Raw genomic sequence first — 24,378 nt, forward strand, 5'->3', positions numbered from 1 at the left:
GGACCCCACGCGCTGGGGGGCGCCCCCCCCCCCCCCCCCCCCCCCCCCCGACCCCCCCCCCCCCCCCCCCCCCCCCCCCCCCCCCCCCCCCCCCCCCCCCCGGTGCTGTCACGCCCCCGGGTACTGGAACACTCCCGAGGTGCGGCACAGCGGGTTCGTGCCCATGTTCACGATCTCCCCCGAGCCCACCGGGACGGCGCGGATGTGGCCGCCCGCGTGCCCGTGCGGGGTGAGGAAGGCGTCCCAGACCGCGATCCAGTCCTCGGTCCGGCCGGTCTGCGGGTCGAGGACCGGTTCGTTGCGCGGCACCACCCGGCGTTGGACCACGTAGCCGTTGTCCCGGCAGTCCAGGAGCCGCTCCTTCCAGTCCTGTTCGCCGCACTCCCAGCCGGCCACGATGCCGGCGCCGCCGAAGTCGCCGCGGGGCTTGAGGATCAGCTGCTCGCGCCGCTCGCGGCAGTACTCGATCAGGTCGACTGTGGTGTCCTCGGCCTGGGCCGGACCGTCGGTCAGCACCCGGGTCCACGGCAGCACGCGGTCGATCAGCGCGGCCTCCTCGGCGGAGAACGCCGCACGGTGGAGCGGGTCGGAGAGCAGCGCCAGCGTCCCCTTGTTGCCGTAGAGGAAGCTCTCCAGCGGGGTGTAGAGGACGGTGCCGCCGGCCTGGTGCGCCCGGTACACCGGGTCGACGGCGGCCTCCCCGCCCGGGGTCGCGCACAGCTGGTCCACGGAGAAGTACCGCAGGACGAGGTCGACGGGCGTGCCGTCGAGGTACAGCTTCCCGCCGCGCTCCCGCACCTGCCCGAGTTCCCCGATCCGCAGGTCGAGGCCGAGCCGGTGCATCATCTCCTGGAAGGAGCGGACCAGGGGCAGGTACGGGGCGAGGCCGCCGTCGGCCTCCAGCAGCGCGATGACCGGCGCGTCCCCGTTCGTCACCGGTGCCGCCGCCTCGCGCAGCACACCCGCGATCACCTCGCCGGTGTGGATGTAGCGGAGCCGGTGCTCCTCCGCGAACGCGGCGAACGCGTCCACCTCCAGCAGGCAGCGGCTGAGTTCGGCGCGGTCGGTGCCGCCGAGCTGGCTGCCGAGGTTCAGTTCCAGGAGCTTGAGGGACTCGCCGTCGTGGTACATGTCGGCGCGTCCGTGCAGCGGGGGCGGGCCGCCGCCGAGCCGCCGCATGAAGGCGGCCTTGCGGGCGTCGATGCCCAGTGCCTCGCAGAAGCGGCCGAGATCGCCGCCGAAGAGCCGCTGCGGCAGCGAGACGAGGATGTCGAAGAGCCGGGTGAGGTCCCCGTGGATCGCGTTCATCTCGTCCTCGGCCGCGAAGAACGGCCGGGGCAGCAGCCGGTGCGCGCAGGACGCGGCGAGCGCGGGCGGCAGCACGGAGCGGGCGACCGCCGTCCGCAGTCCGCTGTCCTCGGGTGTGCTCGCGCGCAGATAGGCGCGGGTGACGTCGTCGGTCATCAGCGCTCCTCGAAGATCGGGCCGCGGTGCACCTTGTGCTGCGCGGACTGGGCGAGCGGGCGGACCACGAGCCGGTCGACGTTGACGTGCTGGGGCAGACCGACCGCCCAGTGGACGCACTCGGCGACGTCCTCGGCGGTCAGCGGGCGGTCCACGCCCGCGTAGACGGCCTCGGCCCGTTCGGCGTCCCCGCGGAAGCGGTTGAGGGCGAACTCCTCGGTGCGCACCATGCCGGGGGCGATCTCGACGACCCGGACGGGTTCGCCGGACAGCTCCAGGCGGAGCGTCTCCGCGAGGGCGTGGGCGGCGTGCTTGACCGCGCTGTAGCTGCCGCCGCCCTCGTAGTTGACGAACGCGGCGGTGGAGGTCAGGGCGACCACGGTGCCGCCGCCGGAGCCGCGGAGCAGGGGCAGCAGCGCCTGCGTCATGTGCAGGGACCCCATGACGTTCACCTCGAAGCCGTGCCGCCAGTCCTCGGGGTCGCTGGCCGCCGCGTGCTCGGAGCCGAAGGCGCCGCCGGCGTTGTTCACCAGGACGTCGCAGCCGCCCAGGGTGGCGGCGAACTCCCGGACGGCCGCCGGGTCGGTGACGTCGAGCGGGTAGGCCTCGCCGCCGATCTCCAGGGCGAGGGCCCGGAGGCGGTCGGCGCGGCGGGCGACGGCGACCACGTGGTAGCCCTCCTTGGCCAGCCGGCGCGCGGTCGCGGCCCCGATGCCACTGCTGGCGCCGGTCACGACCGCGGTGCGGGGCACCGCGGTGGGGGGTGTGGTTGTCACTGGGCTTCACCTCGGGGCCAGTCGCGCATGGTGCGCAAGGGGGACAGGTAGATGGGGATCCAGACCAGGGCGAGGCCGACGGCGCCCACCCAGAGCGCGGCGCGCGCGCCGGAGAACTCGCCGATCGCCCCGGCCAGTGCCGAGCCGACGGCGAGGGCTCCGGTGAGGACGAACCGCATGGTGGCGTTCATCCGGCCGAGCAGCGCGTCGGGCGTGCAGCGCTGGCGGAAGCTCACCTGGATGACGTTGTTGACGCCGACCCGGAAGGTGGTGAGCAGCCAGCCCAGGACGGCGGGCCACAGTCCCCAGCCGGTACCGGCCAGCGGGACGAGGAAGCCGAACGGGGCGACGGCGAGGCCGACGATCCACAGCGTCCTGCCCTGGCCGAGGCGCGGGCCGATCCGCCGCGCGGCGCGCGAGCCGATGAGGACGCCGAGACCGCCCACGGCGAGGTAGAGGCCCAGGATGCCCTCGGAGAACCCGAGGTCGTGCACGAAGAGCACCGGCAGCATCGTGACGCTGACCTGGATGGACAGGTTGTTCAAGGCGCTCGCCAGGGCGATGGCGCGCAGCACCGGCCGGCCGGTGACGAAGACCAGGCCTTCCTTGATCTCCTTGACCAGGTTCTGGCCCGGCTTGCGGACGGGCGCGGGTTCGGGCTTGCGGATGGCCGTCAGCCAGGCCGCCGACCAGAGGTAGCCGACGGCGTTCACCGCGATGGCCGCCGGGGCGGAGATCAGCTGCACCAGGAAGCCGCCGGCGCTGCGCCCGGCGATCTGGTTGAGGGCGTCCATGCCGACGAGCGTGGAGTTGGCGGCCGGCAGCTGTTCGCGGCCCACCAGGTGCGGGAGAAAGCTCTGCTGGCCGACGTCGGCGAAGACGGTCGCGACGCCGGTGAGCAGGACGACGGCGTACAGCTGCCCGATGGTGAGGTGCCCGGCCAGATGGGCGGCCGGGACCGAGGCGAGCAGCAGTCCGCGGGCCAGATCGGCCGCGATCATCACCTTGCGTCGCCGGACCCGGTCCACCCAGGCCCCGGCGGGGAGGCCGATGAGCAGGAAGGACAGGGTGCTGAGCGTGGCGAGCAGGCCGACCTGTCCCGCGTCGGCGTCCAGGGTGGTGACGGCCAGCAGCGGGATCGCGACGTAGCCGATCTGGGTACCGAGCTTCCCCGCCGCCGCCGCGGTGATGAAGCGCCGGAACTGGCGGTCGCGCATCAGCGGTGGCGGGGCGTCGGGCTCGGCGCCCCGGGGTGTCTCGAGGGTTGTCATGTCGTCTCTCCTGGGTGGACTTCGGTCACCCGACGTGGAAGCGGATCTGCTCGATCACGCGCTCGCACCTGGCCGAGGCGTCGGCGGCATCCCGTCCGGTCGCGATGACGTAGCCCGAGCTGCAGTCCTTGACCGACCGCAGCGGGGGTACGACGTCGCCCACGTGCTTGGACAGGACGACGGCGACGTCGGCCTCCCTGGTCCCGGCCAGCATCGGGACGATGTTTCCGCGGGCGCCGCCCGGCGGGACCCGGAGGACCAGGGCGTCGACCTCGTCGAGGCCGGTGATGGCGGTGATGGTGCCCGGCTCCGGGGTGAAGAAGCGGATGGCGGCGCCGCCGGTCGGCGTGGGGGACTGCTGCGGCAGCTCCTCGAAGCCGAGCTGCACGGCGAGGAACATCCGGTAGAGGTCGGCGCCGGTGGCCCGGCGGACGAGGTCGGGGGCGCCGCTGCCGGCGAAGCGGTTGTGCGACTCCAGCACGCGCGGTCCGTCGGGGGTGAGGATGAACTCGCTGTGCGCGGGCCCGTCCGTGAGCTGGACGATGTCCAGCAGGCGTCCCACCAGCTCGGTCAGCTCGGCCCGCCAGGTCTCGGCGACCGGGCTGGGGGTGCGGACCTCCCACTCCACGAAGAGGTCGTTCATCTGGTACTCGGACATGCCGAACACGACGTGGCGGCCGCGGTGGGAGAAGGTGTCCACGCTGACCACGGGTCCGTCGAGGTACTCCTCGGCGATGGCGTCGCGGTGCCCGGCCTCCGCCAGCTTCTTGAACGCGGTGGTGGCCTCGTCGGGGGTCTCGGCGACGTGGATGCCGATGCTGGCGACCCCGTCCGAGGGCTTGACGACGATCCGGCCGCCGACCGAGCGGGCGAACTCCGCCGCGTCGTCCGCGCTGGTGATCACCGCGTGGCGGACCGGGCTGACACCGTGCTCGTCGAGGAGCTTGCGGGTGATCGCCTTGTCCTTCAGCGCCCGGGCGGTGAAGGCGCTGGTGCCGGGGATGCCCAGGGCGTCGGCGACCTCGCCGGCCGCGATGGCGGCTTCCTCGGTGGCCGAGAGAACCCGGTCGAAGGGCTTCTCCTCGTGCAGCGGGCGCAGGACGGCGAGAATGGACTCGCTGTCGTTGACCGTGGCGTGGACTATCTGCGCGCAGTGGTCGGCGAATTCGCTCTCGTACTTGCCCTCTTCGTGGACGAGAACGATCTCGACCCCGAATTCCCGGGCCGTCGTGACGGGTTGCGGCTTTCCGCCGATGAGGACTATTCGAGGCATGAGTGTTCTCCGTTCGGAAATACGCGAAAGAGACTGCGAATACAGTGGCACGGGCCCGGTGCGGGCCGGTGCGTCCCGCGGTGTCCGGATGTGGCACGGCCGGAAGCTGATTCCGGCATAGCGGGACGTTCCGTTCAGCTGGCGTAGCAGCGGCGGAGCCACCGCGCCTCGGCGTCGTCCGGCGCCGGGGTGAAGGCCTGGCGGCGGTGCAGCACCCGGTAGTTGTCGAAGGCCAGGAACTGGCCGGGGGCGAGTACGGGCTGCCAGCAGGGTGCGGTCGGCAGGGTTTCCGCCCAGGTCGTGAGGGCGTCGGCGGCCTGCGGGGTGACGGCGCGGGTGGTGCCCTGGTCGAAGCGGACGCGCAGGCCGCTGGCCCGGCGCTCCAGGACGGACGCCTCGTCGAGGGTGAGCCGGCGCCCGTCCTCGGCCGCGTCGTTGGAGTCGGGCGCGGCGATCCGGAAGGCGGTCGAGGACAGCAACTGCTCGGTGTCCGCGGGCAGTCGGTCGACGGCGGCCTCGACCGACATGATCTCGGTCGGTACGCGCTCGGAGTTCCGCATCACGCAGAAGGTCAGATATCGCGGAATGCAGGGACGCGGATCGCAGCCCGGATCACCGAACGGCAGGTGCGGATTGTCGGTGTGCCAGAAGAACTCGGAGTCCGATCCCCAGGAACTCGTCTTTCCGGCCGCCGCGGGATTCGGGACGACGTTTCTGATCAGCCGGCCCGAGTTCTCGTACGCGACCGCGAACGGCGTGAGTCCGAGCAACTGGATCAGGCCCAGGTGCAGCGCGTTGGTGACGGCGAGTTCCGCCTCGCCGCCGAATCCCGTCACCGGTGTCCGCGGGGCCGGCTGCCGGGGCATGTTGTCCAGCAGCAGGGCGTGCGCGTCCGAACCCGTGAACTGCCGGACGGCGAAGAGGAGTTCCGCGGGCAGCAGCTTCTCCAGTGCGTACGCCCCGATCCGGGCCAGGATCGCGCTGTCCCGGTCCGGATCGTAGGCGGCCGCGGAGAGCCGCTCGGTGATCTCCTTGCCCAGCAGGTCACGGACCCCGTCGTCGAGACGGTGCTCGTGCAGACGTATGTGCTCGCTCATGAACTCCTCCGTCGTCAGGGCTTGGTCTCGAGCCGGACCGTGCGCACCATCTCGTCGAAGACGGCGTCGAGCCGGTCCGTGCCGTCCACCGTGAAGATCAGGTGGCCGTGGCTCTGGAAGGTGTGCGGCGGGACGTCCAGGAACTCGCCCGGCTCGCGGTAGATCTGGATCTCGTCGACCCGGTCGTCCGCGCCGGCCCGGTCCAGGCCGCTGACCTCGGTGAGCACCCCGGCCTGCTCGGGGAAGATGTTCCAGAAGCCGACGGCCCGCGGCTGCGGCACCGGCCGGACGTCGGGGGTGCGGCCGGTCGCCAGGTCGAGGACCGCCTCGACCATGTCTACTCCGGTGCTCAGCTGCACGGAACGGCAGATCGGCCCGCCGCCCAGCCGGGCGGCCGCCTCCAGGATCACCGGCTCCTCGCCGCGCAGCCGGAACTCCACATGGGTCCCGCCGGTGCGGATGCCCAGCGCCCGGTGCGCCGCCGCGGTCGCCTCCGTCAGCCGCGCCACGATGTGCGGGGCGAGCCGGGTGGGCGTGCAGGCGTACACCTCCTCGAACGTCGGCCCGGTGGGCAGCGGTTTGTCGTGCACGGCGACGACCCGGGTCTCGTCACCCGACACCAGCGACTCGACGCTGACCTCCTCGCCGGGGACGAACTCCTCCAGCAGCAGGGCGCCTTCGTACAGCCGGTACGTCTCGTCGTACAGCGGGTCCCACTCGAAGCCCTCCCAGGCGCCCCGGCGGGTCTCCTCGAACCAGCGGTCCAGCTCCGCCTCGTCGTCGACGCTGCGGACGTACATGCTGCCGCTGCCGATGAACGGCTTGAGGACCAGCGGGTAGCCGATCCGGGCGGCCTCCGTCCGGGCCTCCTCCAGGGTGCGCGCCAGGCCGTACCGCGGCTGCGCCACCCCGCCCGCCCGCGCGATCGCCTCGCGCATGGCGTACTTGTCCCGCGCGAGGTAGGCCGTCCGCTCGCTCACCGAGGGCAGCCCGAGGTCGGCGGCCACCCGGGCCGCCATGGGCACACCGCTGTCGATGAAGGTGACGACGGCGCGGATCGGCTCCTCGTCGCCGGCCTGGAGCTCCTTCACGGCGGCCGTGGTCTCGGCGAGGTCCGAGGTGTCGGCGATCGCGACCCGGTCGACGTACTGCGACTCCCAGGTCGGGTCCTTCATCACCAGGAGCAGCTGCTCGCCGTGCTCGGCCGCGTACTGCTGGGCGCGGGCGAGGTGCCGGCGCCGGCTCAGGTTCTTCTTGTGCAGGATGAGGATGCTCATGTCCGGTCCTTTCCGGTCACGGCGGACAGCCGGGTGAACTGCTCGTCGGTGAGCTCGACGCGGGCGGCCGCGGTGTTCTCCTCCAGGTGCGCGACCGAGCTCGTGCCCGGGATCGGCAGCACGACCGGGGAGCGGCGCAGCAGCCAGGCCAGCGAGACCTGGGTGGGGGTGGCCCCCACCTCGGCCGCGACCTCGGCGAGCACGCCGTCGGCGGCGGCGTGGGCGCCCCGGGCGATCGGCAGCCAGGGGATGAAGGCGATGCCCTCGCGCTCGCAGTAGTCGACGACGTCGTCGTCGGTGCGCTCGGTGAGGTTGTAGAGGTTCTGCACGCTGACGACCTCGACCTCGCGCCGCGCCTGCTCCAGCTCCTCGACGCCGACCTGGGAGAGCCCGATGTGGCGGATCTTCCCCTCGTCCTGGAGCTGCTTGAGCGCGCCCAGCTGCTCGGCGACGGGCACCTTGGGGTCGATCCGGTGCAGCTGGAACAGGTCGATCCGGTCCAGGCGCAGCCTGCGCAGGCTCAACTCGGCCTGCTGGCGCAGGTATTCGGGCCGTCCGAGCGGGATCCACTGGCTCGCCGAGGGGCGGCTCTGACCCGCCTTGGTGGCGACGACCAGGTCGTCGGCGTACGGGTGCAGCGCCTCGGCGAGCAGTTCCTCGCTGGTCCCGGGGCCGTAGGAGTCCGCGGTGTCGATGAAGGTGATGCCGAGTTCGACGGCACGCCGGGCCAGCTTGAGGGCGCCGGGGACGTCGGCCGGCGGGCCCCAGATCCCGGGTCCGGTGAGGCGCATGGCGCCGAATCCGAGGCGGTTGACGGTCAGGTCGCCGCCGATGGTCAGGGTGGTCGGGGAAGTCATTCCCGGCTCCTTTGGCGAGGGTGGGCAGGTGTCAGACGGTCAGCAGGAGCTTCCCGATGGAGCGTCGGCCTTCGAGGTCGGCGTGGGCCCCGGCCGCCTCCTCCAGGGGGCGGACGGAACCGATGTGCGGGGCGAGGGCGCCGGACGCCACCAGCCGCAGCACCTCGGCGGCGCGGGCGGTGAGCTCGTCACGGGACTCGATGTGGTGGTCGAGGTTGGGGCGGGTGATGCGCAGCGACCCGCCCTGGTTGAGCCGCCCGAGGTCGAACGGGGGTACGGGGCCGCCCGCCTGGCCGTACAGCACGAGGGTGCCGCGCGGGCGCAGTGCCGCCAGGGAGCCGTCGAAGGTGGGGGCGCCGATGCCGTCGTAGACCGCGGCCACTCCCGGCCCGCCGGTCAGGTTCCGGACGGCGGAGGCGACGGCGGCCGGGTCCAGCGCGTCGTACCGGATCACGTGGTCGGCGCCGGCGGCGCGGGCCCGCTCCTCCTTCGCGGCGGAGGAGACGGTCCCGATCACCGTCCCGCCGAGGAGCTTGACCCACTGGGTGAGCAGCAGGCCCATGCCTCCGGCGGCCGCGTGCACGAGCACCGCGTCGCCGGCCCGGACGGCGCAACTGTCGTGCACCAGGTAGTGCGCCGTCATGCCGTGCAGCAGGACGGCGGCGGCGGTGCGGGTGCCGACCTCGTCGGGGATCGGCACCGCGCGGTCGGCGGGGATCACGGCGAGTTCGGCGTAGGCGCCGGGGAGGTTGACCCAGCCGACGCGGTCGCCGGTACGCGGTCCGGTGACGCCGGGACCGGCCGCCAGGACCCGCCCCACGCCCTCCTGTCCGGGGACGTAGGGCAGCGGCACCGGGTAGCGGCCGGCCCGGAAGTGCGCGTCGATGAAGTTGACGCCGGCCGCCTCGACGGCGATGAGGAGCTCACCGGGGCCGGGGCGGGGGTCGGGCAGCGCGGCCGGGGTCAGGACGTCGGGGCCGCCGTGCCTGCGGACCGTGATCGCGCGCATCAGAGCCGGACCTCCGTGAGCCAGTCCGGGTGGTCCTGCGACTCGCCCCGCACCAGCCGGGTGTACGCGGCCGCCAGCTGCCCGGTGACCGGTCCGGGCGTGCCGTCGCCGACCTGCAGCCCGTCCACGGTGGTGACCGGGAGGATCTCCCAGGCGGTGCCCATGAAGAACACCTCGTCGGCGAGGTAGAGCTCGCTGCGGTCCACCTCGCGCTCGACCACCGGCATACCGAGTTCGCCCAGGAGTTCGATCGCGGTGGCGCGCGTGATGCTCTCCAGCACGCCGCTGGTGACCGACGGGGTGATCACCGTGCCGCCCCGGACCAGGGCGATGCAGGCACCGGGCCCCTCGGCGACCTTGTGCTGCTCGTTGAGCAGGATCGGCCAGTCGTGGCCGTTCTCCCGCGCCTCCATCAGCGCGAGCCGGCCGTTGTGGTAGTTCGAGAACGCCTTGACCCTCGGTGGCGTCGAGGCGTCGCTGACCCGGAGCCAGGAGCTGACCGCGGCCCGGCAGCCGCGCTTCTCGTCGAGCCCGCTGCGGAAGGGCCAGGTGTCGACGACGACCTCGCACTCCGTGCCGGCCGGCACCATCTGCTCGCGGATGATGCCGGTGGGGAAGGCCCAGGGGCGGATGTAGGCGTCGGCGCGGTATCCGTTGGCCCGGACGACCTCCAGCACGGCCGCCCGCAGTTCCTCGCGCCCGTACGGCAGGCTCAGCCGGCAGATCCGGGCCGACTGGTACAGCCGGTCCAGGTGCTCGTCCAGCCGGAAGAGCAGCAGCCGTTCGCCGTCCGCCGCCAGATAGGCCTTGATGCCCTCGAAGACGGCGGCCACCGAGGCGTGGCCGACGGCGTTCACATGGATCGTGGCCTGCTCCCACGGGACCAGTGCGCCGTTGCGCCAGATCCACTCGGGAACGTCCTGGCCGGGGCTGGCCAGGGTGTCCAGCTCGGCCCGGACAGTGGGCTCCAGGGTGGTGGTCATCGCGGCAGGCTTCCTTTCGTCGGTTCGGGCAGGGAGAAGCGGTCGAGGCGGAAGTCGCCCAGGGAGGGCAGGACCTGGACGGCGCCGGTGAGCGTGGCGGGGTCGCCGGCGGCGGAGGGCACCGCGACACAGCGCACGCCCGCCGCCCGGGCGGCGCTCACCCCGGTCGGCGAGTCCTCGAAGGCGCACACCTCCTCGGCGGCCAGGCCGACGTGCCGCAGCGCGAGCAGATACAGGTCGGGAGCCGGCTTGTGACGCGGGGTCAGGTCGCCGGTGACCAGCTCGGCGAAGTACCGCCGCACGCCGAGGCGGACCAGGTGCGGTTCCACCCAGTCGCGCGGCGAACTCGACACCACCAGGGCGGGGATGCCGTGCCGCTCCGCGGCCCGGAGCAGCAGGTCCACGCCGGGCCGCAGCGGCTCGGCCCGGCACAGTTCCGTCTTCGTACGCAGCCGTCGGGCCCGGACGTCGGGCCCGACCGGACGGCCGAGCCGCCGACCCAGGTCGGCCAGCGCGGCCTTCTCGCCGTCCGAGCGGCCCTGCATCCGCTGCCAGAGCGCGGGCGGGAAAGCGAGTCCGAGGGAGGCGTAGAGCAGCGACCAGGAGCGGCGGGCGGCGTCCTCGGTGTCGCAGATCAGCCCGTCGAAGTCCAGGAACAGCGCCCGGGGTGTCATGGCGTCACCCGTTCCCGGCCGGCACCCGCACGGGGCCGAGCACCCGGCGCAGATAGTCGTTGGTGAACCGGCCCTCGGGGTCCAGTTCGGCGCGCACGCGCTGGAAGGTCTCCCATTCGGGATAGCGCGGCGCGAGCACCTCGGCGGTCGCGGTGTGCGCCTTGCCCCAGTGCGGGCGGGCGCCGTGCTCGCGCAGGACGTGCTCGACCGTGCGCAGCAGTTCCAGGTAGGGGGACATGCGCGGCACGGTGAGATTGAGGTAGCCGACCGGGCCGGTGCCGTGGGCGGGGCTGAGCGGGGAGTCGTCACCGGCACCGACCCGGCCGAGGACCGAGTACGGCGACTGCAGTCCGGACCGGCGCAGGGCCGGCCGCAGTTCGCGCAGTGCGTCGGGGACGTTCGCCAGCGGCAGGCAGTGCTCCAGGGCGATGAACCGTACGGGCTGCGGAAAGGTGAAGACCCGGTGGCCGGCGCCGGTGAACTCCTGCGCCGGGGCCCCGCCGTCGAAGAGGCCGGACAGCCGGGGCACGGCCGCCGGGGAGATGCGCCCGGCGTGTCCGAGCACCCCGCACCACAGTTCGCCGAGGGTGGTGCCGTACCGCTTGCGGTCGCCGGTGCGGGTGGCGGGCTCCTGCGTGCGGTGCAGGGACCGGGTGCCCGCGCGGTCGCTCCAGGGCTGCCAGGTGAAGGTGACGTGGTCCGCGCTCCCCGCCCAGCCGGTGAACCGCTCCAGCAGGGCGTCGAGCGGCTCGCCGCCCTGGGTGACCCGCAGGTTGAAGGCGGGCACGCAGCGCAGGGTGACGGTGGAGACGACGCCGAGCGCGCCGAGACCGGTGCGGGCCGCGCGCAGCAGCTCCGGCTCGCACTCCCGGTCCAGCGTGCGCACCTTGCCGTCCGCGTCGACCAGGTTCATGGCCAGGATCTCGCCGGACAGCGGCGGGTGGGCGAGGCCGGTGCCGTGGTTGCCGGTGGAGACCGCGCCGGCGACGGTCTGCCCGCCGAGGGTGCCCACGTTCGGCAGCGCCAGGCCCTGCCGGTGCAGGGCCGCGGTGAGGTCGTCGAGGAGGGTGCCGGCCCGGACGGTCACCGAGGGGGTGGTGTGGTCGACCGAGACGATGCCGGTGTAGCGGGTCAGGTCGGCCAGGACACCGTCGGTGGTGGCCAGCGGGTTGAAGGAGTGGCCGGTGCCCGCCGCCCGGAGGACGAGATCCTCGCGGGCGGCCAGCCGGACGGCATCGGCGATGCCGTCCTCGGTGGTCGGGGCGACCAGATGCCGGGGGGAGCAACTGGCCACACCCGACCAGGTCTTCCAGATCGGTCGTGCGCTCATCGCAGTGCGTCCTTGGTGAGTGCGGTCGATGGTGCGGCCGCCGCCACCGCGGTCCCGGCGCCCGGCGTGCCGAGCGGGTCCGCCGCGGCGAGGCCACCGGGCTCACCGACGGCGTCGAGGCCGGTGAGATACCTGCGTACGGCGTCGCGCCAGTGCGGCATGTCCAGGCCCAGGTCGGCCAGCCGGCCGGTGTGCAGCGAGGAGTCGACCGGGCGGCCCCCGAGGAAGCCGCACTCGTCGAGGGCCAGCGGCTCGGGTGCGCCGGGCGGCCCGAGCAGGGCGTGGACCGCCCGCCCGACCTCGTACCAGCTCGCCGTCCCGGCGTTCGCCACGTGGACCACGCCGGTGACCGGCTGCTCCCGGGTCAGCAGGAAGACGATCGCCCGGGCCAGGTCCACGGTGTACGTGGGCTTGCTGTACTGGTCGTGGACGAGCCGGGCGGCCTCGCCGCGGCGCAGCCGCCGGACGGTGTCCAGGACGGTGTCCACCCGCTCGTCGGTGCCGCCGAACAGCCAGGACGTGCGGATGGCCAGGTGGTCCGGGACCAGTTCGCTGATGCGTTCGCCCGCCACCTTGGTCAGCCCGTACACGCTCACCGGGTTGGGCAGGTCGTTCTCCCGGTAGCCGTCGGCGGGCGTGGAGAGCCCGTCGAAGACGTAGTCGCTGGAGATGTAGACCAGCCGGGCGCCGCTCCTGCGGCAGGCCTCGGCGACGTTGCGGACGCCCTCGATGTTGACGCGGAGCGCCAGCCGGGGGTCGAGTTCGCAGTCGTCGACGATGGCGTGGGCCGCGGTGTGCACCACGATGTCCGGGCGGAACTCCGCGACCGAGGCGTGCAGCGCGTCGGCGTCGGTGATGTCGAAGTCGGCGAGCGAGACCCCCCGCAGCGGCCAGCCGGCGGTGACCGGGTCGGCTGCCAGAGCGGCGGTCAGAGCCCGGCCGAGCATCCCGTCGGCCCCGGTCAGATAGACCCGCCGGCTGCCCGCGCCCATCACAGGTGACCGAACTCGGTGAGCAGCTCCTGCAGGGAGGCGCCCGAGTTGATCTTGTCGCGGATCAGCTTCTCCTTGCCGATCTGGAACCGGGTGCCCTCCAGCACCTGCTCGGCGTCGTCCCTGGGGACCACGGCGATGCCGTTCTCGTCGGCCACGACGATGTCGCCGGGGTTGATGACCTGGCCGTCGATCACCACCGGGACGTTGAACTGCACCGGCTCGGTGCGGTCGTGGACCGCGCTGGGCGAGGGCCGCGGGACGGTGCTGCGGTACCAGACGGGGAAGTCCAGGTCGCGTATCTCGTCGACGTCGCGGATGGCGCCGTCGACGATGCCCGCGGCGATCCCCGCCTTCATCGACAGGGTGGACATCAGTCCGCCCCACATCGCCGTCCGCTTGGTCTCGTGGCAGGCGACGACGATGACGTCGCCCGGCTTGGCCCGGCTGAGCAGGGGCATGCAGTCGACCAGGTCGTCGATCGACAGCGAGACGGTGAGCGCGGGGCCGGCCACCTTCTGGTGGGGCTTGGCGGGCAGCAGTCCGCCGATCGCGCCGTCCCGGCCGCGCGCGTCGGTGACCAGGCAGCTCGGGCTGTATTCGGAGGTGACCTCGCGGAAGGCGTCGACGAGCTCCTGCGGTGGGCGGGTGACGTCGTTGTAGACGGTCTTCATCTGCTTCTCCTGTTTCTTTTCTGTCCGGTCGGGATCAGTGCGCGCGCAGCGCGATGTCGACGGCGGGAGCGGGCGGGGCGGCGTCCCCGCCCACCGCGGCGCGGATCGTGGCGGCGAGCTGCTCGGCGTGCAGCCCGTGGGCGCGCAGTGCCTCCTCCTCGGTGCCGCAGCGGGGCACCTCGGTGAGTCCGATGCCGCGGAACCGCGGCAGGGGGCCGCCGAGCTCCATGAGGGAGCGGGCGACGGTGTCGGCCTGACCGCCCTTGGTGTAGTGGTTCTCCACGACCAGCAGCTGGTCGGCACCGGCGGCGAGCTCGGCCAGCCAGTCCGGGTCGACCCGGTTGAGCCAGGGCAGCTCGACCACGGTGAGGTCGACGCCCTGCGCCGCCAGCTCCCCGGCGGCGCGGAGCAGCTGGCCGAGGACCACCGGGCCCGAGCCGACGGCCACGGTCCGGCCGCCCTCGCGCACGACGCGGCCCCGGCCGGTGCGCAGCGGCTCCGCGCCCAGCGCGGTGACCTCGTCCGGGACGGCGGCGCTGACCAGGCGGAGGTACACGCTGTACGGGCTGTCGAGGCAGTAGCGCACGGCGGCGCGCACCTCGTCGGCGTTGGCCGGCTCCAGCACGACCAGGTCGGGCATGGCGCCGACCGCGCTGACGTCCCGTACGGCCTGGTGCGAGTGGCCGGGGGCGGCCGGCAGCAGACCGGCGAGCGAGCCCACGTACACCGCGCGGTGGCCCTCGGTCGTGTTGTTGTAGATCTGCTCGTTGGGCCGGGCGTGCAGGAAGCAGGAGAAGGAGTGGACGAAGGGCAGCATGCCGCGCGAGGCGAGGCCGCCCGCCGCCGAGACCATGTCCTGCTCGGCGATGCCGAACTCGACGAAGCGCTCCGGGAAGCGCCGGGAGAACGGGATCAGTCCGGTGTCCAGCACCAGGTCCGCGTCGAGCGCGACGATGTCCTCGCGGTCGGCGGCCGCTCGGGTCAACTCCTCGCCGTACACCTCGAACAGGCGGGGTCCGCCGGGTGCGGGCTCGGTCCGCGGGGGCTCCGGGACCAGCCGTACGGCACCGAGGCCGGCCGGGCCGAGGAGGGCGTCCGCCGCGGCGGTCAGCTCGGTGTGGGCGGTGCGGTAGTGCGCGGCGGCGGGTGCCCCGCTGTGGAACAGGTAGCGCCACTCGTCCTCGCCCATCGAGGTCGCGGCGAAGGTGGAGCAGCCGGCGCCCTTGACGGTGTCCGCGATGACGACCGCGGGCCGGTCGGGGAAGGCCTCCGCCCGCTTGCGGAAGACGGCCTCCAGTTCCTGCTGGTCGTGCCCGTCGACGCGCAGCGCGCCCCAGCCGAAGCTCTCGAACTTCGCCACCAGGTCACCGAGGTCGTTCACATCGCTGACGTAGGTGTCGGACTGGATCTTGTTGTGGTCGACGATCACGGTCAGCTCGCCCATGCCGCGGTGTGCGGCACTGGCCAGGGCCTCCCAGTTCTGGCCCTCCTGGAGCTCGCCGTCGCCGGTCATCACGAAGACGCGGCGGCTCACCCCCCGCAGCCGGTCCGCGAGGATCACGCCCTTGGCCTTGGAGATGCCCATGCCCAGCGAGCCGGTGTTGAAGGGCATGTGCGGGGTGTGCACGTCGGGGTGCCCGGGCAGGCCGTCGATCCGGCGCAGCTTGTGGACGTACTCCTCCGGCAGCCGGCCGAGGCCGATGAGCGCCGCGTACAGGCCGGGGGCGTCGTGCCCCTTGGAGGAGAAGTAGAGGTCGCCGTCGTCCTCGAAGGGCCGGTCCATCTCCCGCAGGAAGAGGTGGCTGACGACGTCGGCGGCGCTGAAGCTGGAACCGAGATGGCCCGAGCCGGCGCGCATCACCATGTAGAGGGTGTTGATCCTGGTCAGGGCCGAGAAGGCGCCGGCCCGGTCGTAGGGGTTCTCGATACCGGTGAGGACGCGGTCGAACTCCGCGACCTCCACTCGGCTGAGAGGGACGTCCATGCGTTTGACTCCCGGAGTGGAAGGGCGGTCACCAGCAGACGTAGCCGCCGTCGAGGATCAGCTCCTGGCCGGTGAGGTAGCTGCTGAGTCCGGATGCCAGGAAGAGGAGGGGGCCGGTGAGATCCGCGGCCTCCGCCATCCGGCCCAGCGGGACGCGGGCTGTGAACTTCCGCTTGAACTCGTCGTCCTGGTCGCCCAGCACTCCGCCGGGCGAGAGGGTGTTGACCCGCACGCCGCGCGGTCCCCACAGCGCGGCGAGGTACCGGCTGAGGGCGGAGACACCCGCCTTGGACATGCCGTAGGCGGGGGGCTTCAGGAAGGGCGGGTCGAGGTCGATGTGCTCGTACAGCGGGGGGTACGGGGCGACGTTCCCGTACAGGGAACCGATGTTGATGACGCTTCCGCGGCCCGCCTGGGCCATCGCCGAGCCGTAGACCTGGCAGACCCGCAGGGCGCCGAGGGCGTTGACGTCGAGGGTGACCGCGGACAGCTCCTCGGGGACCTCCTCGAAGTACCAGCTGCCGCCGGACGCCGAGGGCGGCTGGTCGATGCCCGCGTTGTTGACCAGGATCGTCGGCACCCCGAACCGGTCCTGACAGGTCCTCAGGGACTGTTCCAGGGAGCGGCGGTGGGTGACGTCGGCCCAGGCTCCGACGTAGGTGCCGGTGTCCTCACGCTCGGAGACCTTCAGCACGTCGTCCGGCGGGGCCTCGTCCAGGTCGAGACCGAGGACGTCGGCGCCGGCCTCCAGCAGGGCGCACGCCCAGACGCCGCCCAGCTTTCCCGCGACACCGGTCACCACGGCCACTTCGCCGGTCAGATCAATAGGCAACGAAGCCCTCCCCGATCGGGACCGGCCGTCGGCCGACCGGCTCGAAGTCGGAGGACTCGGCGAGGTCCTGCAGCCGGATGTTGTCGTCGGCGGTCAGCGGCAGCAGCAGCGCGCGGCCGAGGACCAGGTCGAGCTGGTACGGCTTGAGGCCGTCACCCGGGGACTTGCAGACGATGTCCTGCTCGGTCAGCACGTGGCCGACCGGCAGGTCGCGCGCGGCGACCAGCTTCTTGCCCATCTTGCGGACGGCCGGGGCCTCGGTGTCGCTGCACACCTTGACGGGGGAGCCGATGGACTGGCGGGTGCGCTCCAGTCCCGACACGAGCTCGGTCAGCTGGCCCGGGTCGAGGGAGAACGCATGGTCGGTGCCGGGGAGCGACCGGTCGAGGGTGAAGTGCTTCTCGACGACCCGCGCGCCCAGGGCGTGGGCGATGAAGCTCAGCTCGGGGCCCAGGTCGTGACCGGAGAAGCCGACGACCACGTCGGGGAACTCGTTGCGGTAGGTCTCGATGACCGACAGGTTGAGGTCGGACGGCGCGGCCGGGTAGACGGCGGTGCACTGCAGCAGCGCCAGGTTGGGGTTGAGCGGCAGGACGGTGTCCACGGCCAGCCGCACCTCGTCCATGGAGGCACCGCCGGTGCTGACGATGAGGGTCTTGCCGGTCTTCGCCGCGTAGCTGAGCAGCGGGGTGTTGGTGACGTCGGCCGAGGCGATCTTGATGGCCGGCAGTCCCAGCTCGACCAGGAAGTCGACGCTGGCGAGGTCGAACGCGGTGGAGAAGAAGTCGATGCCCACCTCGGCGGCGACCTTGGCGAGGTGCACGTACTCGGCACGGCCGAACTCCAGGGCCTCGCGGTGCTTCCCGTACGTCGGGCCGTAGCTGTTGCGGCCCTCGTAGGGCTGGTCGTACATGGCGCGGGTGAACAGGGACTTGTTGTCCCGCTTCTGGAGCTTGGCGGCGCTGGCGCCGGCGGCGGCGGCCTGCCGGAAGAGCTCTTCGGCCTGCTCGAGGCTGCCGCCGTGGTTGTGACCGATCTCGGCGATCACATAGGGAGCCGTGTCGTCGGCGACTCGACGTTCCGCTATACGGATTTCGCGCATGGGGTCTCACACCATCCTTGAACCTGAAGACGGAGGTTGTATTTGCTGGCAAAAGCGCATGAATCGCTACGCTCCGGGCGTGCGGGTGCCGAAAGAGAGCGCTGCGAGAAAGGGGCCGGAAGGGCGGGAACCCTCGCGTCCGGTCAGTCCCAGGCGTGGTCGTCGGGCGTCGCCGACGTGATCACGAGGCTCGGCTGGGCGTCGGCCTGAACCGCGTCCCAGTCGGGGTCCTTGGGGCTGGTCGCGACGCCGAGGGTCGCGACGGTGGCGGACAGGACGCCGGTGGCGATGCCGGCGGCGAGGACTCTGCGAGCGTTCTTCATTTCTGATTTCCCCCCATAGCTGCTCCGGCCCTTTGCCGGTGCGCTTCACTGACTGTGGCAGGACGGGAACTTGTTGTGTTGCCCCGGACGGTGTCCTAATCTTTTCTGGCTACAAGGGGATTCCGGCAAAACCGGACAAACGGGTGGGGATGGCGTGGGAAACGAACCACTGCTGACACAATTTGCCGTCGCCGGCTACGAGTGCGCACTTCGGAATGGAGCATTCCGGGATGCCGAGATAGCGAAAAAGCTCGGCGTCGACGTTCGGGCCGCGGCGGAGCTGAGAGAGACCCTGCTGGAGTTGCGGCTGCTCGCGCCGGGTGCGGAGGCCGGACCACCCGTGCCGGTGGACCCGCTCATCGCCGAGATGGAGCTGCGGTCGCCGGTGGAGCGGTCCATCCAGGAATCGCAGAAACGTCTCGCCAATCTCCACGGCGAACTGCGCGCGCTGGTGCCCCTCTATCGCGAGGGCACCCGCTCCAGCAGGTGCGACGACCAGATCCGGGTCCTGGACGATCCCGCCGAGGTGAAGCGCGAGGTGGGCATGCTGATGCACACCTGTGAGCGCGAGACCGTCACCGTGCAGCCCGGGGGCGGCCGCAGCTCGGAGTCGGTGCGCCGGGTGATCGACCCCACGCTGGACATGCTGGCCCGCGGGGTGAAGATGCGGACCCTCTACCAGCACACGGCCCGGGCCAGCCTCGCCACGCGCGCCTTCGTGCGGCAGGTGGTCGCGGAGGGGGCGGAGGTGCGGACGACGGGCGAGCCGTTCGAAAGGGTCTTCTTCTTCGACGGCCGTATCGCGGTCGTCTCCCAGGAACGCCAGGGGCGGCAGGCGCCGGGGGCCGCCATTGTGTCCGAACCCACCCTTGTCAATTTCATGTACCGCACGTTCGAGAATATCTGGCAGTCGGCCCAGGTATTCGACGCGGACCGCGTCGAATACCAGGAAACCGCCGAAGAGCTGCGGACGAACATTCTCCGGCTCATGGCCGCGGGGCTGAAGGACGACGTCATCGCCCGGCGGCTGGGAATGGCCACCCGGACCTGCCGGCGGTACATCACGGAGCTGATGGACGACCTCGACGCCAACAGCCGCTTCCAGGCGGGACTGATCGTCGGCCGGCGGGGGCTGCTTCCGGACGACAGTGCACCGGGTGCGGCGGGGGGCGAGGGTGCGCCGGTGGCCGCGGGCGACGGCGTGGCGGCCGCTCCCGGGACGGCCGGCGGCGTCCGGCGGGGCGAGGGGTAGGGCCGGCCGGGGCTCCGGCCCCGCGCGGATGCCGTTCGGGGCGGGCTCCACGGGGGCCCGGGGGCCCGCCCCGTGCAGTCGCCGGACCGGGCGTGGAATACCGGCGGGGGTCCCACCGTTTGCGGGTATAGTTGAATCGTAAACAACCTGCGGAGGGTGAGCGACCATGCAGTTCGGGATCTTCAGCGTCGGCGACGTCACACCGGACCCGACGACCGGCCGTACGCCGACCGAGCACGAGCGCATCAAGGCCATGGTCGCCATCGCGCAGAAGGCCGAGGAGGTCGGCCTGGACGTCTTCGCGACCGGCGAGCACCACAACCCGCCGTTCGTGCCCTCGTCGCCGACCACGATGCTCGGCTACATCGCCGCGCGCACCGAGAAGCTGGTGCTCTCCACCTCCACCACCCTGATCACCACCAACGACCCGGTGAAGATCGCCGAGGACTTCGCGATGCTCCAGCACCTCGCGGACGGGCGGATGGACCTCATGATGGGGCGCGGCAACACCGGCCCGGTCTACCCCTGGTTCGGCAAGGACATCCGCGAGGGCATCAACCTCGCCGTGGAGAACTACGCGCTGCTGCACCGCCTGTGGCGCGAGGACGTGGTGACCTGGGAGGGCAAGTTCCGCACGCCGCTCCAGTCGTTCACCGCCACGCCGCGCCCGCTGGACGGCGTTCCCCCGTTCGTCTGGCACGGATCGATCCGCTCGCCCGAGATCGCCGAGCAGGCCGCGTACTACGGCGACGGGTTCTTCCACAACAACATCTTCTGGCCCGCCGACCACACCAAGCGCATGGTCGAGCTCTACCGGCAGCGGTACGCCCACTACGGGCACGGCACACCGGAACAGGCGATCGTCGGGCTCGGCGGCCAGGTGTTCATGCGGCACAACTCGCAGGACGCGGTGCGCGAGTTCCGGCCGTACTTCGACAACGCGCCGGTGTACGGGCACGGGCCGTCCCTGGAGGACTTCACCGACCAGACCCCGCTGACCGTCGGCTCGCCGCAGCAGGTGATCGAGAAGACGCTCGCCTTCCGCGAGTACGCGGGTGACTACCAGCGCCAGCTGTTCCTCATGGACCACGCGGGGCTGCCGCTCAAGACGGTCCTGGAGCAGCTCGACCTGCTCGGTGAGGAGGTCGTGCCGGTGCTGCGCGAGGAGTTCGCCAAGGGCCGCCCGGCCGGGGTGCCGGACGCGCCGACCCACGCCGCGCGTCTCGCCGCGGCCCGCACCCGGGAGGAGGTGCCGAGCGCATGAGGCTCGTCGTCGTCTCGGCGGGACTGAGCGTCCCGTCGTCCACGCGGCTGCTGGCCGACCGGCTGGCCGCCGCGACCGCGGGGCGGACCGCGGCCGAGGTCGAGTTCGTCGAACTGCGCGACCTGGCCGTGGAGATCGCCCACAACTTCACCAACGGGTTCCCCGGGCGCGCGCTCGGCGCCGCCTTCGAGGCGGTGACGGCGGCGGACGGACTGATCGTCGTCACCCCCGTCTTCTCGGCGTCCTACAGCGGCCTGTTCAAGTCCTTCTTCGACGTGCTGAGCGCCGGCGCCCAGGACGCGCTCGCCGGAAAGCCGGTCCTCGTCGCGGCGACCGGCGGCACCGCCCGGCACTCGCTGGTGCTGGACCACGCCCTGCGCCCGCTCTTCGCGTACCTGCGGGCCGTGGTCGTCCCCACCGGGGTGTACGCGGCCTCGGAGGACTGGGGCGCCGAGGGCCTCGCGGAGCGGATCGAGCGGGCGGCGGCCGAACTGGCCGGGCTCATGGCCGCCACCGCCGGCCCGGCGGTCCCCGCCTCGGCGCGGCCCGCGGACCCCGGCCCGGTGCGGGCGACCGAGCCCGCCCCGGTGATCCCCTTCGAGCAGCGCCTCGCCGCCCTGCGCCCGCACTGACGCGGGCCCCGGCGGAAACGGGCGGCACCTCCCCCGAGGAGGTGCCGCCCGCCGCCGTACCGGTTCCGCGACGGCAGCGGCGGCCGCCGGTGGCCGCGGTCGCGCGCGGCCCGGCGAGGTGAGAGCCGGGTAAGAAGAGGGCCCGCTGCCGCCGGCGGCGGGCGGTGCGCCCGGGTGGCCTTGGCAGACTGGCAGGGTGCCCCACACCGTGCTGCTCGCCGAGGACGACCGTGCCATCCGCCACGCCCTGGAGCGCGCGCTGACGCTGGAGGGGTACGCGGTGACGGCCGTGGCCGACGGGACCGCGGCGCTGGCCCGGGCCCACCGCGATCCGCCGGACGTGCTGGTCCTGGACGTGATGATGCCCGGCATCGACGGCCTCCAGGTCTGCCGCGCGCTGCGCGCGGAGGGCGACCGCACGCCGGTCCTCATGCTCACCGCGCTCGTCGAGACGGCCGACCGCATCGCGGGCCTGGACGCGGGCGCCGACGACTACGTGGTCAAGCCGTTCGACGTCGAGGAAGTCTTCGCCCGGCTCCGCGCCCTGCTGCGCCGCACGGGGAACGGGCACCCCCCTGCGTCCGGTGCCGCCGACGCCGTACCGGAACCGGCGGACCGGCAGCCGCCGGGGCAGCTCGCCGGAGCCGGACTGCGCATGGACGTACAGGCCCGCCGCGCCTGGCGGGGCGGACGCGAGCTGGAGCTGACCCGGACCGAGTTCGAGCTCCTCGAACTCCTCCTCCGCAACGCGGGCGTCGTCCTCGACCACCGCACGATCTACGACCGCATCTGGGGTTACGACTTCGGGCCCGGCTCCAAGAACCTCGCCGTGTACGTCGGCTACCTGCGCCGCAAGCTCGACGAGCCGGGGGCGCCGGCCCCGATCCACACGGTGCGGGGCGTGGGATACGTCCTGCGGGAGGGCTGAGTGGTCCGGGGCGTGAGCGGGCCGCGGTCCCGGCGGCGGCTGTCCTCGCTGCGTGCGACCTTCACGGTCTCCTTCGCCGCCGTGGCCGCCGTGGTCACCGTCCTCGTCGGCTTCCTCAGCTACGACGCCGCGGCCCGGCTGGTCAGGGTGGACGAGCAGACCGTCTTCGCCCAGGTCGTGCAGAACCTGCGGGAGCAGGCACGTGGGCGCGCGCTGACCGCGGCGGACTTCGCGACCACCGACCCCGACCACGACGGCCCGCGCGACGGCATCATCCGCTCCAGCCGGACGGACGTGCAGGTGCTGGGCCCCGGTGGCACGGTCGTCGACCGCGGCAGCCCGCCGCTCCCCGTCGGCGCCGACGACCGCCTGGCCGCAGACGCCCCCGCGGCGGGCGGCCTGCTGGAACACGAGGAGGTCGAGGTCGCCGGCGACCGCTACCGGGTGGCCACCGTCGCGCTGGGCGGCGGCCGCGGCGCCGTGCAGGTCGCGCAGGAGTTCAGCGACACGGAGGACCTGCTCCGCGAACTCCAGCAGCGGACCGTGCTGCTGGTCTCGGCCGTGGTGGTCTCGGCCGGGGTGTTCGGCTGGTGGCTGGCCCGCCGCATCACCCGGCGGCTGGTGCGGCTCGCCGGGGCGGCCGAGGACGTGGCACGCACCGGCCGCCTCGGCATCCAGGTGCCGGTCGCCGGGCACGACGAGGTCGCGCGCCTCGGGCGTTCCTTCGACCGCATGCTCGGCCGGCTCGCCCGGTCCGAGGAGGACCAGCGCCGCCTGGTCCAGGACGCGGGCCACGAACTCCGTACGCCGCTGACCTCCCTGCGGACGAACATCTCCCTGCTGCGCCGCGTCGACGAACTGCCGCCCGGCGCCCGCGAGGAGCTGGTCGCCGACCTGGCCCTGGAGTCCCGCGAACTGACCGACCTGGTCAACGAGCTGGTGGAGCTGGCGGCGGGGCAGTCCGACACCGAACCGGTGCGGCCCCTGGACCTGGCCGAGGTCGCCGAGGACGTGGCGGCCCGGGCCCGGCGGCGCACCGGACGCGGCATCGACGTCCGGGCGAGCGGTGACACGAGGGTGCTCGGCCGCCCCTCGGCACTGCAGCGGGCGCTGACGAACCTGGTGGAGAACGCGACGAAGTTCGATCCGGGCGGGGCGGAGGCGATCGGGATCGCGGTGACGGGGCGTCCGGGCGGGTCCGGTGGCGGCCCGGACGCGGGCCGGGATCCGGATCCCGGGCGCGGCCCGGCGGAGGGGCGCGCGGGGAGGGGGCCCGGTACCGGGCGGGGCGCGGTGCGGGTCGAGGTGCTCGACCGGGGGCCGGGGATCGGCGAGGGCGACCAGGAGCGGGTCTTCGACCGGTTCTACCGGGCTGCCGAGGCCCGCAGCCGTCCGGGTTCCGGGCTCGGGCTGTCCATCGTGCGGGAGGTCGCCACCTCGCACGGCGGGGCACCCTTCGCCCGCCTGCGGGACGGGGGCGGGGCGGTGATCGGGTTCACGGTGGACGCCGGTGGCCCCGAGGACGACGACCGCGGCTGAGGCGCCCGTGCGGCCGACGGCCCCGGGGTCAGCGGGTGCTGTTCGGTGCCTCGGTCGCCGCGCGGCGGTACTCCGCGTTGATGCGCTGTGCCTCCTCGAGCTGGTCCTCGAGGATGACGATGCGGCAGGCGGCCTCGATGGGCGTGCCCTGGTCGACGAGCTCGCGCGCGCGGGCGGCGATTCGCAGCTGGTAGCGCGAGTACCGGCGGTGCCCGCCCTCCGAGCGGAGCGGCGTGATCAGGCGGGCCTCCCCGATGGCACGGAGGAACCCGGGCGTCGTACCGAGCATCTCGGCGGCCCGTCCCATGGTGTACGCGGGATAGTCGTCGTCGTCCAGACGATTGCTGAGCGGGTTATCTGCTGTCATTTCACCTCGTAGTACAACGCCTCGAGGGGCCCTGGTGCCGTACGGCACCAGGGCCCCGAAGGAAATTCAACACCATCTGTCGGCCCTATTGCAGTGCCGACCTTCTGTTTCCGCCGTCCGGCCCGGGAGAGGGGCGGAGGAGCGGGGATCGCGGATGCGTGACCGGGGACCACCTTCCGTTCCGGGGTCTTGTGGTACCCGGGGCGAATGCCGCTCGCGCCCGGGCGATCCTGATGGCGTCTCCTCCGTCCGTCCGCTGGATCCTTGCCTGTGTCGGAACCGGTGCGACGAGCCGGCCGGTCCCTGCCCGCCGAGTCGTGCTCGACGTGACTACGAGAGAAATCGTAGCCACCCAGCTGTTCAATGTCTACTCTCGCCGGAGTAGATTTTGGATAGCTCGCGGTCATGGTTTTCTGGGCCGCGTACGTTCCCCGTGACCGCGGGTGGGGGCGCGGCCGGCCCGCTGCATAGAATCCGC

23 protein-coding genes are annotated in these 24,378 nt (G+C 72.7%); 5 read left to right on the plus strand and 18 right to left on the minus strand.

Annotated features, from left to right (window positions below; all coding sequences use genetic code 11):
• Positions 1-108: 108 nt before the first annotated feature.
• The 17 genes from ACZ4NT_RS33480 to ACZ4NT_RS33560 all read right to left on the minus strand — a co-directional run bounded on the left by ACZ4NT_RS33480 (position 109) and on the right by ACZ4NT_RS33560 (position 17,918).
• The gene (locus ACZ4NT_RS33480; RefSeq protein WP_121405363.1) at positions 109-1,464 is read right to left on the minus strand and encodes a hypothetical protein; all 1,356 of its coding nucleotides are present in this window, start codon (positions 1,462-1,464) and stop codon (positions 109-111) included.
• A complete protein-coding gene (locus tag ACZ4NT_RS33485; protein WP_467728840.1) occupies positions 1,464-2,240 on the minus strand; it encodes an SDR family oxidoreductase in 777 nt (258 codons plus the stop codon). The genes ACZ4NT_RS33480 and ACZ4NT_RS33485 overlap by 1 nt, the downstream gene beginning before the upstream one ends.
• Positions 2,237-3,511 (minus strand): MFS transporter, encoded by a 1,275-nt coding sequence (locus ACZ4NT_RS33490; RefSeq protein WP_467728842.1) that lies wholly within the window; start codon positions 3,509-3,511, stop codon positions 2,237-2,239. Before ACZ4NT_RS33490 ends, ACZ4NT_RS33485 begins: the two co-directional genes overlap by 4 nt.
• A 25-nt stretch (positions 3,512-3,536) precedes the next feature.
• Entirely contained in the window at positions 3,537-4,784 is a 1,248-nt protein-coding gene (locus ACZ4NT_RS33495) for an ATP-grasp domain-containing protein (RefSeq protein WP_467728844.1), read from the minus strand.
• 134 nt (positions 4,785-4,918) lie between these two features.
• Complete coding sequence (locus ACZ4NT_RS33500; RefSeq protein WP_121405366.1) at positions 4,919-5,881, minus strand: TauD/TfdA family dioxygenase; 963 nt, start codon at positions 5,879-5,881, stop codon at positions 4,919-4,921.
• A 14-nt stretch (positions 5,882-5,895) separates the two neighbouring features.
• Positions 5,896-7,158 (minus strand): ATP-grasp domain-containing protein, encoded by a 1,263-nt coding sequence (locus tag ACZ4NT_RS33505; RefSeq protein WP_121405367.1) that lies wholly within the window; start codon positions 7,156-7,158, stop codon positions 5,896-5,898.
• A complete protein-coding gene (locus tag ACZ4NT_RS33510; RefSeq protein WP_121405368.1) occupies positions 7,155-8,015 on the minus strand; it encodes an aldo/keto reductase in 861 nt (286 codons plus the stop codon). Before ACZ4NT_RS33510 ends, ACZ4NT_RS33505 begins: the two co-directional genes overlap by 4 nt.
• Before the next feature lie 31 nt (positions 8,016-8,046).
• Positions 8,047-9,024, minus strand: coding sequence for a quinone oxidoreductase family protein (locus tag ACZ4NT_RS33515; RefSeq protein WP_467728847.1), 978 nt, complete (start codon positions 9,022-9,024; stop codon positions 8,047-8,049).
• Entirely contained in the window at positions 9,024-10,007 is a 984-nt protein-coding gene (locus ACZ4NT_RS33520) for a branched-chain amino acid transaminase (RefSeq protein ID WP_121405370.1), read from the minus strand. The genes ACZ4NT_RS33515 and ACZ4NT_RS33520 overlap by 1 nt, the downstream gene beginning before the upstream one ends.
• Positions 10,004-10,681 (minus strand): HAD family hydrolase, encoded by a 678-nt coding sequence (locus tag ACZ4NT_RS33525; RefSeq protein WP_467728850.1) that lies wholly within the window; start codon positions 10,679-10,681, stop codon positions 10,004-10,006. The genes ACZ4NT_RS33520 and ACZ4NT_RS33525 overlap by 4 nt, the downstream gene beginning before the upstream one ends.
• Before the next feature lie 4 nt (positions 10,682-10,685).
• Positions 10,686-12,011: a D-arabinono-1,4-lactone oxidase gene (locus ACZ4NT_RS33530; RefSeq protein WP_121405372.1), complete on the minus strand. Its 1,326-nt coding sequence runs from the start codon at positions 12,009-12,011 to the stop codon at positions 10,686-10,688.
• Complete coding sequence (gene rfbD / locus ACZ4NT_RS33535) at positions 12,008-13,003, minus strand: dTDP-4-dehydrorhamnose reductase (RefSeq protein WP_467728852.1); 996 nt, start codon at positions 13,001-13,003, stop codon at positions 12,008-12,010. Before rfbD ends, ACZ4NT_RS33530 begins: the two co-directional genes overlap by 4 nt.
• A complete protein-coding gene (locus ACZ4NT_RS33540; RefSeq protein WP_467728854.1) occupies positions 13,003-13,677 on the minus strand; it encodes an RraA family protein in 675 nt (224 codons plus the stop codon). The genes rfbD and ACZ4NT_RS33540 overlap by 1 nt, the downstream gene beginning before the upstream one ends.
• A 34-nt stretch (positions 13,678-13,711) precedes the next feature.
• Positions 13,712-15,661 carry a transketolase C-terminal domain-containing protein gene (locus tag ACZ4NT_RS33545; protein WP_121405375.1) on the minus strand — a complete coding sequence of 650 codons (1,950 nt, stop codon included), beginning with the start codon at positions 15,659-15,661 and terminating at the stop codon, positions 13,712-13,714.
• A 28-nt stretch (positions 15,662-15,689) separates the two neighbouring features.
• A complete protein-coding gene (locus ACZ4NT_RS33550) occupies positions 15,690-16,493 on the minus strand; it encodes an SDR family oxidoreductase (protein WP_121405376.1) in 804 nt (267 codons plus the stop codon).
• A complete protein-coding gene (locus ACZ4NT_RS33555) occupies positions 16,483-17,595 on the minus strand; it encodes an N-acetylneuraminate synthase family protein (protein WP_121405377.1) in 1,113 nt (370 codons plus the stop codon). Before ACZ4NT_RS33555 ends, ACZ4NT_RS33550 begins: the two co-directional genes overlap by 11 nt.
• A gap of 143 nt (positions 17,596-17,738) precedes the next feature.
• Positions 17,739-17,918, minus strand: coding sequence for a hypothetical protein (locus ACZ4NT_RS33560; protein WP_121405378.1), 180 nt, complete (start codon positions 17,916-17,918; stop codon positions 17,739-17,741).
• Positions 17,919-18,072: 154 nt separating this feature from the next.
• Between ACZ4NT_RS33560 and ACZ4NT_RS33565 the strand changes: the two genes are divergently transcribed.
• From ACZ4NT_RS33565 to ACZ4NT_RS33585, 5 genes are all read left to right on the plus strand, one after another.
• Complete coding sequence (locus ACZ4NT_RS33565; protein WP_147464381.1) at positions 18,073-19,170, plus strand: LuxR C-terminal-related transcriptional regulator; 1,098 nt, start codon at positions 18,073-18,075, stop codon at positions 19,168-19,170.
• Positions 19,171-19,336: 166 nt separating this feature from the next.
• Positions 19,337-20,434 (plus strand): LLM class flavin-dependent oxidoreductase, encoded by a 1,098-nt coding sequence (locus ACZ4NT_RS33570; RefSeq protein WP_121405380.1) that lies wholly within the window; start codon positions 19,337-19,339, stop codon positions 20,432-20,434.
• Entirely contained in the window at positions 20,431-21,066 is a 636-nt protein-coding gene (locus tag ACZ4NT_RS33575; RefSeq protein ID WP_121405381.1) for a CE1759 family FMN reductase, read from the plus strand. The genes ACZ4NT_RS33570 and ACZ4NT_RS33575 overlap by 4 nt, the downstream gene beginning before the upstream one ends.
• Before the next feature lie 196 nt (positions 21,067-21,262).
• Positions 21,263-21,994 (plus strand): response regulator transcription factor, encoded by a 732-nt coding sequence (locus ACZ4NT_RS33580; protein ID WP_183116975.1) that lies wholly within the window; start codon positions 21,263-21,265, stop codon positions 21,992-21,994.
• 12 nt (positions 21,995-22,006) lie between these two features.
• On the plus strand, positions 22,007-23,533 hold the full coding sequence (locus ACZ4NT_RS33585; protein ID WP_467728860.1) for a sensor histidine kinase: 1,527 nt from the start codon (positions 22,007-22,009) through the stop codon (positions 23,531-23,533).
• A 28-nt stretch (positions 23,534-23,561) separates the two neighbouring features.
• On the opposite strand, the gene ACZ4NT_RS33590 is transcribed toward ACZ4NT_RS33585, so the two are convergent.
• The gene (locus tag ACZ4NT_RS33590) at positions 23,562-23,900 is read right to left on the minus strand and encodes a MerR family transcriptional regulator (protein WP_121405382.1); all 339 of its coding nucleotides are present in this window, start codon (positions 23,898-23,900) and stop codon (positions 23,562-23,564) included.
• Positions 23,901-24,378: the final 478 nt, after the last annotated feature.

This window comes from Streptomyces sp. NPDC026417 (genome assembly GCF_055567695.1).

Excerpts from the sequence above, each read along its gene's own strand:
- ACZ4NT_RS33575 (WP_121405381.1), top strand. The coding sequence starts at position 20,431 with ATGAGGCTCGTCGTCGTCTCGGCGGGACTGAGCGTCCCGTCGTCCACG.
- ACZ4NT_RS33505 (WP_121405367.1), bottom strand. The coding sequence starts at position 7,158 with ATGAGCATCCTCATCCTGCACAAGAAGAACCTGAGCCGGCGCCGGCAC.
- ACZ4NT_RS33530 (WP_121405372.1), bottom strand. The coding sequence starts at position 12,011 with ATGAGCGCACGACCGATCTGGAAGACCTGGTCGGGTGTGGCCAGTTGC.
- ACZ4NT_RS33555 (WP_121405377.1), bottom strand. The coding sequence starts at position 17,595 with ATGCGCGAAATCCGTATAGCGGAACGTCGAGTCGCCGACGACACGGCT.
- ACZ4NT_RS33590 (WP_121405382.1), bottom strand. The coding sequence starts at position 23,900 with ATGACAGCAGATAACCCGCTCAGCAATCGTCTGGACGACGACGACTAT.
- ACZ4NT_RS33560 (WP_121405378.1), bottom strand. The coding sequence starts at position 17,918 with ATGAAGAACGCTCGCAGAGTCCTCGCCGCCGGCATCGCCACCGGCGTC.
- ACZ4NT_RS33495 (WP_467728844.1), bottom strand. The coding sequence starts at position 4,784 with ATGCCTCGAATAGTCCTCATCGGCGGAAAGCCGCAACCCGTCACGACG.
- ACZ4NT_RS33480 (WP_121405363.1), bottom strand. The coding sequence starts at position 1,464 with ATGACCGACGACGTCACCCGCGCCTATCTGCGCGCGAGCACACCCGAG.
- ACZ4NT_RS33545 (WP_121405375.1), bottom strand. The coding sequence starts at position 15,661 with ATGGACGTCCCTCTCAGCCGAGTGGAGGTCGCGGAGTTCGACCGCGTC.
- ACZ4NT_RS33515 (WP_467728847.1), bottom strand. The coding sequence starts at position 9,024 with ATGCGCGCGATCACGGTCCGCAGGCACGGCGGCCCCGACGTCCTGACC.
- ACZ4NT_RS33500 (WP_121405366.1), bottom strand. The coding sequence starts at position 5,881 with ATGAGCGAGCACATACGTCTGCACGAGCACCGTCTCGACGACGGGGTC.
- rfbD (WP_467728852.1), bottom strand. The coding sequence starts at position 13,003 with ATGGGCGCGGGCAGCCGGCGGGTCTATCTGACCGGGGCCGACGGGATG.
- ACZ4NT_RS33490 (WP_467728842.1), bottom strand. The coding sequence starts at position 3,511 with ATGACAACCCTCGAGACACCCCGGGGCGCCGAGCCCGACGCCCCGCCA.
- ACZ4NT_RS33525 (WP_467728850.1), bottom strand. The coding sequence starts at position 10,681 with ATGACACCCCGGGCGCTGTTCCTGGACTTCGACGGGCTGATCTGCGAC.
- ACZ4NT_RS33540 (WP_467728854.1), bottom strand. The coding sequence starts at position 13,677 with ATGAAGACCGTCTACAACGACGTCACCCGCCCACCGCAGGAGCTCGTC.
- ACZ4NT_RS33510 (WP_121405368.1), bottom strand. The coding sequence starts at position 8,015 with ATGACTTCCCCGACCACCCTGACCATCGGCGGCGACCTGACCGTCAAC.
- ACZ4NT_RS33520 (WP_121405370.1), bottom strand. The coding sequence starts at position 10,007 with ATGACCACCACCCTGGAGCCCACTGTCCGGGCCGAGCTGGACACCCTG.
- ACZ4NT_RS33570 (WP_121405380.1), top strand. The coding sequence starts at position 19,337 with ATGCAGTTCGGGATCTTCAGCGTCGGCGACGTCACACCGGACCCGACG.